This is a genomic window from Pelagimonas varians, from assembly GCF_003208435.1.
GTDB lineage: Bacteria > Pseudomonadota > Alphaproteobacteria > Rhodobacterales > Rhodobacteraceae > Pelagimonas > Pelagimonas varians.
On record NZ_QKMF01000021.1, the window covers coordinates 66,674 to 79,501 of the forward strand.

The 12,828-nt window shown below is 54.0% G+C and carries 10 protein-coding genes; 9 read left to right on the forward strand and 1 reads right to left on the reverse strand.

From position 1 onward, the window contains the following. Positions 1-19 precede the first annotated feature (19 nt). The 5 genes from pip to C8N36_RS20895 all read left to right on the forward strand — a co-directional run bounded on the left by pip (position 20) and on the right by C8N36_RS20895 (position 6,575). Entirely contained in the window at positions 20-997 is a 978-nt protein-coding gene (gene pip / locus C8N36_RS20875) for a prolyl aminopeptidase (RefSeq protein WP_097806644.1), read from the forward strand. A 101-nt stretch (positions 998-1,098) separates the two neighbouring features. Then, complete coding sequence (locus C8N36_RS20880; RefSeq protein ID WP_097806665.1) at positions 1,099-2,094, forward strand: ABC transporter permease; 996 nt, start codon at positions 1,099-1,101, stop codon at positions 2,092-2,094. After that, positions 2,091-3,287 (forward strand): ABC transporter permease, encoded by a 1,197-nt coding sequence (locus tag C8N36_RS20885; RefSeq protein WP_097806645.1) that lies wholly within the window; start codon positions 2,091-2,093, stop codon positions 3,285-3,287. The genes C8N36_RS20880 and C8N36_RS20885 overlap by 4 nt, the downstream gene beginning before the upstream one ends. Before the next feature lie 4 nt (positions 3,288-3,291). After that, positions 3,292-4,962, forward strand: a complete 1,671-nt coding sequence (locus C8N36_RS20890) for an ABC transporter ATP-binding protein (protein WP_097806646.1) — start codon at positions 3,292-3,294, stop codon at positions 4,960-4,962. Between the two features lie 71 nt (positions 4,963-5,033). Next, positions 5,034-6,575, forward strand: coding sequence for an ABC transporter substrate-binding protein (locus C8N36_RS20895; protein ID WP_097806647.1), 1,542 nt, complete (start codon positions 5,034-5,036; stop codon positions 6,573-6,575). Between the two features lie 99 nt (positions 6,576-6,674). Here the strand turns inward: C8N36_RS20895 and C8N36_RS20900 are convergent, their stop codons facing one another. Next, a complete protein-coding gene (locus tag C8N36_RS20900) occupies positions 6,675-7,448 on the reverse strand; it encodes a FadR/GntR family transcriptional regulator (protein WP_097806648.1) in 774 nt (257 codons plus the stop codon). A 329-nt stretch (positions 7,449-7,777) separates the two neighbouring features. Here C8N36_RS20900 and C8N36_RS20905 point away from each other — a divergent pair, with 329 nt between their 5' ends. From C8N36_RS20905 to C8N36_RS24915, 4 genes are all read left to right on the forward strand, one after another. After that, on the forward strand, positions 7,778-8,830 hold the full coding sequence (locus C8N36_RS20905) for a TRAP transporter substrate-binding protein (protein WP_097806649.1): 1,053 nt from the start codon (positions 7,778-7,780) through the stop codon (positions 8,828-8,830). 109 nt (positions 8,831-8,939) lie between these two features. Continuing rightward, positions 8,940-11,006, forward strand: coding sequence for a TRAP transporter large permease subunit (locus C8N36_RS20910; RefSeq protein ID WP_097806650.1), 2,067 nt, complete (start codon positions 8,940-8,942; stop codon positions 11,004-11,006). A 14-nt stretch (positions 11,007-11,020) separates the two neighbouring features. Beyond that, a complete protein-coding gene (gene dld / locus C8N36_RS20915; RefSeq protein WP_097806651.1) occupies positions 11,021-12,703 on the forward strand; it encodes a D-lactate dehydrogenase in 1,683 nt (560 codons plus the stop codon). A gap of 30 nt (positions 12,704-12,733) precedes the next feature. Then, positions 12,734-12,828: biotin carboxylase N-terminal domain-containing protein (locus C8N36_RS24915; RefSeq protein WP_146227677.1), on the forward strand; the 95-nt coding region annotated here is incomplete at its 3' end.

The window sequence follows — 12,828 nt, forward strand, 5'->3', positions numbered from 1 at the left end:
TGGACAATATAGTTGGGTCATGGACAAATTCACGGGCCAAAAGCGCGCAGTGCAGTATCTTTACCCACCGATCGATCCCTTTGATCAACGCATGATGGATGTTGGAGACGGGCACAATATCTATGTCGAGCAAAGCGGCAACCCCGAAGGTGTGCCGGTGATTGTTTTGCATGGCGGGCCGGGTGGCGGCTGTAGTCCGGCGATGCGGCGGTATTTCGATCCGTCTGTCTATCGTGTTGTCTTGTTCGATCAGCGAGGGTGCGGGAAATCACGGCCCCACGCCAGTGTCGATCACAATACGACGTGGCATTTGGTTGCTGACATCGAACGCATCCGTGCCGCACTGGATATCGAGGAATTCATCGTTTTTGGCGGCAGCTGGGGGGCTACCTTGGCGCTGATCTACGCAATCAGCCATCCAACCAGTGTGTCCCATCTGGTATTGCGCGGTGTCTTTTTGTCGACCCGTACCGAACTGGATTGGTTCTATGGCGGCGGAGCGGGGCAGTTTTGGCCAGAGCCTTGGGCTCGGTTTCGCGACTTGATCCCGGAATCCGAACGGGGCGATATGATCAGCGCGTATCACAAGCGTTTGTTTAGCGGCGATATTCATCAAGAAATTCGCTATGGAAAAGCGTGGTCCGTTTGGGAAAATGCCTTGGCATCCGTCTTTTCGAACGGCCAAGGCGGAGAGCCGCCCGGTGAATATGCCCGCGCCTTTGCGCGCTTGGAAAACCACTATTTTGTCAATCGCGGCTTCCTCGAGGAAGACGGATGGATTCTAAACAACGTTGATAGAATTAAGCATATTCAGGGTGTTATCATCCAGGGCCGCTATGACATGATCTGCCCGCCGCAACGGGCATGGGAGTTGGCGCAAGCTTGGAGCGAAGTTGATTTACGCATGGTGCGCAACGCTGGTCATGCGCTTTCAGAACCGGGCATTAGTGCCGAACTGGTCGCCGCGATGGACCGTATTGCAGCCCAGTTGAATTAGCGTTCTGACGGTTTTTCTGCATTTAGGTTCGTTTTTCTACCCTTTACATGGGGGAAGCAGCCGCTAACCTGATTTTACACGAAAAAAAACCGACAGGGATCTTGGACTCAGTTCTAAAAATCATAGCGCAGCGCCTAGCTTTAGGCTTGTTGACGCTCTTCATCGTTTCGATAGTTATCTTCGCAGCGGTGAATTTGCTACCGGGGGATTTTGCACAGGCCATTCTGGGCCAAGGTGCAACGCCTGAGGCGGTTGAGGCGATCCGAACGGATCTGGGCCTCGATCAACACCCGGTAAAACGATACATGCAATGGCTCGGGGGCGCACTTCAGGGCGACCTAGGCAGTTCATTCGCGCAAGCAAATTTCGCCAGCTTCGTAGGGGAAGACAGTGGCGTCCGAACTTCGGTGGCGCAGCAGATCGCACCGCGCTTTGCCAACACAATGTTCCTTGCAGGAGTCACAGCCGCTATCGCCGTGCCCTTTGCAGTTACTCTGGGTATCTTGGCTGCCCTCTATCGCAATTCGATATTTGACCGGGCAACCAACATTCTGACGCTCAGCTCGATTTCGTCGCCTGAATTCTTTTTGGCCTATGTGCTGATCTTGTTCTTGGCGGTGCTTAATCCTTGGCTGCCGTCGCTGTCGAACATCTATGACGGGATGGCGTTCAGCGACCGGCTTGAGAAAACCTTGTTGCCAGCTTTGACTCTGACCTTGGTTGTAACGGCACATATGATGCGTATGACACGCGCGGCAATTATCAACCTTTTGGCTTCTCCGTATATTGAAATGGCGCGTCTCAAGGGCATCAACCCGATGCGGGTTATCGTGAAACATGCGCTGCCCAATGCGCTTGCTCCGATCATCAACGTTGTTGCGTTGAACCTTGCCTATTTGATCACCGGCGTCGTCGTTGTCGAAGTGGTGTTTGTTTATCCCGGCATCGGTCAGTTGTTTGTGGATAGCGTGAAAATTCGCGACATTCCGGTTGTGCAGGCCTGCTGTCTCATCTTCGCGGCGGCTTATATCTTGCTCAATTTGACGGCGGATATTCTGTCAATCGTTTCCAACCCACGTTTGAGGCATCCGAAATGAGTGGCTTGATGACTTTTCTTATCGCGCTGGCCGCGATCGCTGCTGCTGGTTGGGCGTTCCGCTTTACTGGTCAGAAGGTGACTGGAAATGCGCCGCGGTTCCGTGACATGGCTTTTGCTGTTGCGTTCGGCTACGCGCTGGGCACCGCAGTGTTGATCTGGGCCGTTTGGACATACGTGCAGGCGCAGTTTATCCTGCCCGAGGCGGAGGCGAACAAATACTTCTACTTCGTCACGGCAATCCACGGCTTTATTCTATTCGCCGTATTGGCATTTTTGTTCCGGCTGTTGGGCCGCGCCGTTGGTACCGCTGGTTCACGAAAATTGTTCCGGCAGATGCCCTTGACCGCCTCGTTCGGTGTGCTTGTAATCTTGCTTTACACCTTTTTTGCGATTTTCGCGGCTTGGTTGGCACCACATGGGCAAGAGCAGGTTTTCGCGCAGGCCAATGTGGTTCCGGGTGGCAATCCTGCGTTGGGGGGCGACCCGGCTTTTCCACTGGGCACCGATCAAATCGGCCGTGATATCCTGTCGCGCTTGATTTATGGCGCGCAGAACACGGTTGGCATCGCTTTCGTCACAACAATGATCGCCTTCCTTCTTGGTGGTAGCTTGGGTTTCTTGGCCGCAACGTTGCGCGGCTGGGTGGATCAATCGCTGAGCCGGTTGGTGGATGTTCTGATGGCAATCCCGGCATTGATCTTTGCCTTGTTGCTGATCACCGTGGCCTCGGCGTGGGTCAAGGGGACAGGTTTGACCATTGCGATGGTGCTGATCATGGCCTTGATCGATAGCACGCGGGTGTTTCGTTTGGCGCGGGCCGTTGGCATGAACATCGTAGTGATGGACTACATCGAAGCGGCCAAATTGCGCGGTGAGAACCTCAGGTACATCGTTTTCCGTGAAATCTTGCCAAATGCGACGGCTCCGTTGCTGGCTGAATTTGGTTTGCGCTTTTGCTTTGTTTTCCTGACGATTTCTTCACTCAGCTTTTTGGGTGTCGGTATCCAGCCGCCTTTGGCGGATTGGGGAACCATGGTGAAGGACATGTCTTCGTTCATCAACTACGCGGCGTTTGCACCGCAAGTTTCATCTGCACCATTGTTGGCGGCCGGGGCGATTGCCCTGCTGACAGTGGCGGTGAACTTTGTGGTGGATTGGATGCTGCATCGCAGTTCGGGGCTGAAGGAATAACGACATGGAAACTGACGCTTCGAAACACGATGATGTTCTGGTTGAGATGAAGGGCATCTGGATGGAGGGCCGGTCCGATGAGGACTGGCACCCCATTATCAACGGGGTCGATCTGAAACTTCGCCAAGGCGAAGTGCTGGGGTTGATCGGCGAATCCGGGGCTGGGAAATCCACCCTCGGGCTTGCCGCGATGGGCTTTTGCCGCGATGGCGTGCGGATATCCAAGGGATCTGTGCATTTCGACGGCATTGATCTGCTGTCGGCCAGTTCAGAAGATAAACGCAAGTTGCTGGGCAAACGCATTGCCTATGTGGCGCAATCTGCCGCTGCCAGCTTTAACCCGGCGCACCGGTTGATTGACCAGCACACTGAGGCCCCTATCCAGCATGGCATTATGACCAAGGCTGAAAGCGAAGCTGACGGGATGGAGCTGTATCGCAAATTGCGCCTGCCCAACCCTGATGAAATCGGATTTCGTTATCCGCATCAGGTATCCGGTGGACAGTTGCAGCGCGCGATGACGGCGATGGCTATGGCCTGCCGCCCTGATCTGATTATTTTTGATGAACCGACCACGGCGCTGGATGTGACCACCCAGATTGAGGTCCTTGCCTCGATCCGGCAGATCGTTGAGGAATTTAACACCGCTGCGATCTATATCACCCACGACCTGGCAGTTGTGGCGCAGATGGCCGACACGATCAAAGTGTTGCTCAAAGGGGATGAGGTCGAAGAGGCCGAAACCCGAGAGATGCTGTCGAATCCAACGCAGGCCTATACCAAAAGTTTGTGGGCTGTGCGCGAATTCCAACGTCCGGCAAAGCCAGCGGTTCTGACAGGGGCAACGCCGGTGATTTCGGTCCAGAACGTGACAGCGGCCTATGGCAAAATAGATGTCTTGCATGACATCAGTTTTGACATTCACCAAGGGCGTACCGTTGCAGTTGTAGGCGAGTCAGGATCGGGTAAGTCGACAGCCGCGCGCTGTATAACGGGTCTTTTGCCGCCTCGTATTGGCCAAGTCGAGTTGGATGGCGCTTCTTTGCCATTGGATTATCGCAAGCGGGACAGGTCCCAATTGCAGAAAATCCAGATGATCTATCAGATGGCTGATACGGCGCTGAATCCGCGGCAAACAGTTGGGGATATTATTGGCCGCCCGGTTGAGTTTTACACCGGCCTAACTGGCAAGGCGCGGCGCAAACGGGTCGAAGAGCTGATGGATCAGATCGAATTGCCAGCAGATCAGTTCATTGACCGGCTGCCATCGGAAATGTCAGGCGGGCAAAAACAGCGTGTCGGCATTGCCCGGTCATTGGCTGCGGAACCAAATTTCATCGTCTGCGATGAAGTTACCTCGGCGCTTGACCAATTGGTTGCCGAAGGGATTTTGCGTCTTTTGGCTGACCTTCAGGACAAGTTGAACCTCAGCTACATGTTCATTACGCACGACCTTGCGACGGTGAAATCCATCGCTGACGAAGTGGTTGTCATGAAGGATGGGTGCGTTGTGGAGCAGGGACCCAAAGCAGAGATGTTCACACCGCCCCACCACGCTTATACGGATCTTTTGCTCAGTTCGGTGCCTGAAATGGACCCGGATTGGCTGACAAATCTTCTTCAGGAACGAGGAGTTGATAACATTGGCGACGCTGCAGTTGGTAAGATGACATAAGAATCACCCTAAAAAGGGTGCACTAATCAGCGGGGGATACCCCGCCAACCAAAGAATATGGGAGACGATAGATGACAAATATCAGCAGACGCGGTCTTTTGGCCTCGGGTGCCGCAGCGGGCGTATTGGCCGCAACAGGCATGCCGGTTCGTGCACAGCAAAAGGGCGGAACTTTGCGTCTTGGTATTGCGGGTGCAAACACTTCTGACAGCTGGGACGCGCGGACTCACTCCGACAGCTACATGATCATGGCCGCCCACGGTGCCGTTTTTGACTGCCTGACCGAAATTTCAGCCAGTGGCGAATTGGTCGGCGAATTGGCCGAAAGCTGGGAAGCGACACCAGACGCCAAGGTTTGGACCTTCAAATTGCGCACCGGCGTTGTTTTCCACAACGGCAAATCATTCGGTGCGGACGATGTTATGGAATCGTTGAACATGCACACGGCAGAGGGCGCAAAATCTGCGGCCAAACCGATTGTCTCTTCGATCGTTGAAATGAAAAAGCTGGGCGAGCATGAACTTCAGCTAACGCTGAAAGACGGGAACGCGGACTTCCCGTTCTTGATGTCTGACTATCACATTTGTATGTACCCTGCCGGTCAGATCGAAGAAGCGGTCGCCAAAGGAATTGGCACAGGACTGTACAAGGTCGAAGCATTCGATCCCGGTGTGCGCACTCTGCTCAGCCGTGTTGATAGCCATTACAAAGATGGCAAAGCCGGTTGGTTCGACGGTGTTGAAATTATCGCGATCAACGATTCATCTGCACGCATGAACGCGCTGATGACTGGTCAGGTCGACGCCGTAAACCGTGTTGATTTCAAAACGGAGTCTCTGCTTAAGGCCAACCCGATGGTCTCTATTTTGGAAGTGACTGGCAACCAGCACTTCACTTTCCCGATGCTGACTGGCCTGTCGCCTTTTGACAACGTCAAGGTTCGCCAAGCGCTGAAGCATTCGGTAAACCGTCAGGAAATGGTGGACAAGGTTCTGCAAGGGCACGGTGCTGTTGGCAACGATAACCCGATCGGTCCAGCCAACCAGTATTTCGCCAGCGACTTGCCACAAAACGATTATGATCCGGAAAAGGCCAAGCACCTGATCAAGGAAGCGGGTCTTGACGGACTTCAGGTCGACTTGTCTGCATCAAACGCGGCCTTTGGCGGCGCGGTTGACGCGGCGCTTCTGTATCAGGCTTCGGCCAAAGGTGCAGGCATCGACATTAACGTTGTGCAAGAACCTGCGGATGGCTACTGGTCCAACGTTTGGCTGAAAAAAGCCTGGTGCGCATGCTACTGGTCCGGCCGTGCGACCGAAGATTGGATGTTCTCATCGGCCTATGAAACCGGTGTGCCTTGGAACGACACTGGTTGGGAAAATGCACGTTTCCAAGAACTGCTTTTGACCGCCCGTGCCGAACTGGACAGTGCCAAGCGCAAAGACCAGTACACCGAGATGCAGATGCTGATTTCGAAAGAGGGTGGCACCGTCATCCCGATGTACGCCAACTATGTTGACGCGCATTCGAACAAGCTGGCCAACTCGGGCACCATTGGGAACGTATTCCAGATGGACAGCTCACGGATGATGGAACGCTGGTGGTTCGCATAATCCATCCGGATTAGAAAACAAAACGCCCCGCAGGATTTTGCGGGGCGTTTTTTTGCAGTTTGGCATAGAATGTTGGCGTGTTGACCCAACGTTCCAGATTTAGCCAGAGAGTTTCCGACGTTTTGATGCGCGCTCTTCGCGGGCTTTTTGATCTTCCCCAATGCGGAATGATTCCTCAACAAAATCCATATGCGTTCGTGCTGCGGTTTCAGCGGCGTCAGGATCTCCGTCCAAGATGGCCTGCACGATGTCTTTGTGCTGCTGCAATAGCCGCTCGCCAGTGCCGTCCATTGTGCGCAGGAACTTGCGATTGTAGAAAACCCCCTGTCTTGTCAGATCATAGACCGAGGCCATCATGTGGATCAGTGTGGTGTTCTGACTGGCATCAACAACTGCGACATGTAGCCGCAGATCGGCTTCTTGACTGCTTTCAATATCGTCGTTTTCCCACGCGGTTTGCATTTCTGAAATGATTTCGGACAGGCGCTCCTTGTCCGATTGCGTTGCGCGTTGTGCTGCGATCCGCGCCGCGAATCCTTCTTGTTCGCGGCGATATTCAAGGTAGTCGTAAAAGGCGCGTCCGTGACGAGCATACAAAGCCAACAGCGCGGGTGACATTGCGCGCCCGGTCAGGGAGGCAATAAAACTGCCTTCACCGTGCCGCACAGATACAAGGCCCCGGCTTTCAAGAGTTTGCAGTGCTTCCCTCAATTTGGGGCGGGAAACGCCCATGGCTTCTGCCAGCTCACGCTCGGACGGCAGCCTGTGGCCCTCCTTGAGGATGCCGTCCACGATCATTGATTCGATCTGGTCCACAACCGCATTTGCGATTGATTCGTGGCCAATTGGATCAAATGGACTGGTGTCGGTCATGGTGCGCACCTGAAATTGAAGGTCGGGGAAAAGAAATAGTCGTCTGTATTCTTTACCAATAAGTGGGCTCTTGGCAAGGGCCTTCTACCCAGAAATACGGATGAGATGATTGCGCTATAGGTAATTGATAACAATAAATATAGTGTCATTAAACTGAATTCAGTGATCTTCCCAAGCAATTTTTGGAGCGGATATAGATCCTCCGGTTCTATCGCTAAGAGGTAAATAAAGTTGTTGACCGATGGCTATGGTCAATAATATTTACCACAACATGCCGCCGCGTCATGAAGTTTTGCGTGGCGACCACAAGACATTCTGGAGGAACCATCATGAAAACGACTTTGACCTCGCTGGCAGTTGCCGCGTCGCTCTTGGCAGCGCCCGCTGCCATGGCCGCAGACAAAATGCTGCTGAAGACCCCAATCGCCTTCTCGACATCATTGCCCGGTTTGGGAAGCCCGATCCCGCGCGTCGCAGAGCAGCTGGACCTGATGTCCGGCGGCACGCTTAAGATGAAAGTCTACGAACCCGGCAAACTGGTCGCGCCGTTCGAAATTCTTGATGCTGTGTCCTCGGGCAAGATCAACTCAGGCTACACAACAGCTGGGTACTGGGCGGGCAAAATCCCGGCGGCACCGTTGTTCTCAGCGGTTCCCTTTGGCCCCGAAGCAGGCGAATACATGGCGTGGCTGTACTACGGCAACGGCAATGCGCTGTATCAAGAAATGTACGACCAAGCTGGTTACAACGTCCACGTCATGCCCTGTGCAATTATTGCACCTGAGACATCCGGCTGGTTCGCGACCGAGATCATCAGCCCGTCCGATCTTGAAGGTCTGAAGATGCGCTTCTTTGGTCTTGGCGGCAAAGTCATGCAAAAACTCGGCGTTGCTACGTCGCTGCTGCCGGGCGGGGAAATTTTCCCAGCACTGGAAAAAGGCGCAATCGACGCGACTGAATTCTCGATGCCTGCAATCGACGCACGTCTTGGTTTTCACAAGTTGGTCAAGTTCAACTACTTCCCCGGTTGGCACCAGCAAGCGACAGTTTTTGAACTGATGATCAACAAAGACGTTTGGAACGGTGCTACCGAGCAGCACAAAGCCATCATCGAAAACGCTTGCAAAGCATCGATGACCGACAGCTTTGCAGAAGGCGAAGCGATCCAGCACGCTGCAATGATCGACAACGTCGAAAACAACGGTGTTCAGATCAAACAGTGGAACGACGAAATGCTGTCGACCTTCCGCAGCACGTGGGAAGAAGTTGCCAAAGAAGAAGCGGCAAACGATGAATTCTTTGCCAAGGTTCTGGCTGACTTGACCGAGTTCCGTACCGGCTACGCAGTCTGGAAAGAAAACGCGTTCCTTCCACGCAAGTAATCTGACGCACAACGCTATTGGGGCGGCCATCTGCCGCCCCACATTTGGAGGCCCCCGCGGCCCCGCACTATATCCCCCTGTCATTTAGCCAGCTTCCGAGGAGGAGACGATGGCCAAAAATATTCAGATGCCCGACGATCCGGTCGACGTATATGAACACATCCTCGAACATGAAGATCGCGACACCCAAGGGCTAGCGGTCGCCTTGGACAAGACTGTCAAAGGCATTGGCAATGTGGTGATGTGGGCGAATATCCTGCTGATCACAGCCATCGTTTCGCAGGTGGCATTGCGCTATTTGCTAAACCAGAACTATCCGAAGCTGGATGAAATTCAGTGGCATTTCTACGGTCTGGTCACAATGATCGGAATTTCCTATGCGATGGTCACAGACAGCCATGTACGGGTAGACATCTTGCACATGCAACTTAGCCGGCGTGCACAGCGCGTCATCGAAATTATCGGAATTCTGGCGCTTGTGGTGCCGTTCTTGTACCTGATGGTCGATCAGGGTTGGGATTACTTCTACGAAAGCTGGCGCGTGGCAGAACGCAGCAGCAGTCCGACTGGTTTACCAGGACGATGGGCCCTAAAGGCCGTAATTCCAGCCAGCTTTGTCTTGCTTGGCATCGCCGCTCTGGCCCGCTTGATCCACGACGGCCACGCGCTGTTGACCAATTACGAAGAAGAACGCCAAGGCAAAGACCTGCGTTTGGTCTTTTGGGCCTTGCTGGCATTTACCGTGGTCGCAACGGCACTGACTTTCCTGGTCCATACGACCGAGGAAAAGCTGGTTATCGCGATGTTTTTGACCTTCATTGCGCTGCTTTTCACAGGGTTTCCAGTGGCTTGGACGTTGGCAGGGGTGGGGGTCGCTTACTGCGGGTTGGCCTATTTGTTCGACAACGGAATGATGAACTGGACAGGGCTAGAAGAAACGCTGACCGGCCTTGACTATCTAACGCTTGGCGCGGTGGTCAACCGGATCTATTCCACCATGAGCAACGCGGTGCTGGTCGCCTTGCCGATGTTCATCTTCATGGGTCTGATGTTGGACGAATCCGGTGTGGCCGAGCGCCTGATGACCGCAATGCAGCGCCTGTTTGGCACTGTTCGCGGCGGTTTGGCGATCACTGTCACCTTAATCGGAATCATCCTAGCTGCGTCGACGGGCATTATCGGCGCGTCTGTTGTTTTGCTGGGTGTCCTGAGCCTTCCGTCTATGATGGAGCAAAAGTATTCCCCCAGCTTGGCCGCCGGTGTGGTCTCTGCTTCGGGTACATTGGGCATCCTTATCCCACCGTCGATCATGTTGGTGATCATGGCCGATCAAATGGCCCTGAGTGTCGGCGATCTGTTTATGGCCGCCGTTTTTCCGGGTGTGATCATCGGAACGCTTTATCTGACCTATATTTTCTTCATCGCCTTGGTGAAACGTGATGTGGCCCCGGTGCCTGAGGGCGCAACCCGTCCTGATTGGGCCGCCGTCAAGGATGTGATGGTTGCCGTTCTTCCAACCATGGCGCTGATATTCGCTGTGTTAGGGTCTATATTTGGCGGTCTTGCCACTCCAACAGAAGCCTCTGGTGTTGGTGCCTTGGGGGCAACATTGCTCGCCTTGGGCTATCGGAAGCTTACGTTGCAAAAGCTGATCAACGTGCTGAAGTCCACCTTCAACACAACGGCCTATATCTTTGCAATTTTCCTTGGCGCAACGGTGTTCAGCTATGTTCTGCGGGAACTCGGTGGCGATGCCTTGATCGAAGAAATGATCCTTGGCACTGGATTTGGCCCCAATGGCACCGTTTTGATTATCTTGTTCATCGTCTTCTTGCTGGGCTTTGTACTGGATTGGATCGAGATCACTTTGATCGTGCTGCCGTTGATGCGCCCAATCATCAATAGTCTAGGTATGGATATTCCCGGATTTGGCGCTATCGATGAACCGGCTTTGGTATGGTTCGTGATCCTTGTGGCGGTGACACTACAGACGTCATTTCTGACACCGCCCGTTGGGTTTGCACTGTTTTACCTCAAAGGGGTGTGCCCACCGGAAATTAAACTGACGCACATTTACAAAGGCATCATCCCCTTTGTACTTTTGCAGCTCACCGGATTGGCCTTTGTCTTTCTTTGGCCCGCCTTGGCGACATGGCTGCCCTCGGTAGCATACTAAGAGGGACTGCACCCATGACAGATCACGACCTTATCGACCGGTTAAAACAGGTTTGCGGCGCCGGAAATGTGCTGACAGATGCACGGCGCACCTTGCGGTTTCGCAAAGGGTTTCGATCGGGCGAAGGGGACGCCTTGGCTGTGGTGCAGCCCAAGACCCTGCTTGAGCAATGGCAAGTGCTTCAGGCCTGCGTGGCGGCGGATAAAATCGTCATCATGCAGGCCGCCAACACTGGCTTGACCGAAGGCTCGACGCCCAAGGGCACCTATGACCGCGGGGTTGTACTGATCAACACGCGGCGGATGGATGACATCCAGCTTTTGGACAATGGCAAACAGGTGATTTCCTTTCCCGGATCGACCCTGTTCAAGCTGGAAAAACTGTTGGCCCCTCTGGGCCGCCAGCCACACTCGGTGATTGGTTCGTCCTGTATCGGGGCGTCGGTTGTCGGCGGTGTTTGTAATAATTCCGGCGGTTCACTTGTGGAGCGCGGGCCCAGCTATACTGAGCTGTCGCTGTTCGCCCGCATCACACCGGATGGTGTGCTTGAGCTGGTCAATCATCTTGGCATCAACCTTGGTTCCACACCCGAGGAGATCTTAAATCGTGTCCAGTCCGGTGACTACTCGGCTGCGGACATGGAAGTCAGCAATCGCCGCGCCTCGGACACCGACTATGTCCAGCGGGTGCGCGACATCGAGGCGGACACGCCCGCACGGTTCAATGCCGACAAATCCCGTTTGTACGAAGCTGCGGGTTGCGCGGGCAAACTTGCGGTGTTTGCAGTGCGGCTTGACACTTATCCCAAAAACGATCTGGAAAAGACATTTTACGTCGGTTCCCATGATACCGCAGCTTTGGGCCTTTTGCGGCGCAGTATTTTGGCAGGTTTTGAAACTCTGCCGGTCAGCGCAGAATACCTGCACGAAGATGTGTTTGATCTGTCTGATGTCTATGGCAAGGACACAATGGTGATGATCGACAAGCTCGGCACTGACCGATTGCCGATGTTCTTTGCCCTCAAAGGCGCGGTTGACGCACGCCTGTCCACTGTGCCGGGCATGGGAAACTTTACCGACAAATTCATGCAAACCGCCGCAAAAATTTGGCCGAACGTCATTCCAAAGCGGATGCGCACCTACCGAAAGACATATCCGCACCACCTGATCCTCAAAATGCGGGATGGCGGCATTGATGAGGCCCGCGCGCTCTTGTCAGAGATGTCGGGCGCAGGACAACTGGATTTCTTTGAATGCGACGACCGCGAGGCGAAGATGGCCGGACTATTGCGGTTTGCCGCCGCCGGAGCCGCAGTGCGCTATATGAACGTGCACCGATCCGACGTCGAAGACATCATTGCTCTGGATATCGCGTTGCGCCGAAACGACGAAGACTGGTTTGAAGAATTGCCCGCAGAAATCAGCGATCAACTGGTTAGCAAACTCTATTACGGCCACTTTATGTGTCACGTCCTGCATCAAGATTACATCGTGAAAAAAGGCGCTGATCCAAAGAGGCTCAAAGCCGCGATGCTAGAGATTTTGGACAAACGCGGGGCTGAATATCCGGCAGAGCATAACGTTGGCCACCTGTATCCGGCCAAGCCTGATCTGGCCGCATTCTATAAGTCGGTAGATCCGACAAACAGCTTGAATCCCGGTATCGGAAAAATGTCCCGAAACAAGAGTTATAGCTGACCCAAACACCCAAACCAAAAAGGTGCCCCCATGACGACGTTCAGCAAGATATTGATAGCGAACCGAGGAGAGATCGCGATACGTGTGATGCGTGCAGCGAATGAGATGGGGAAGCGGACGGTCGC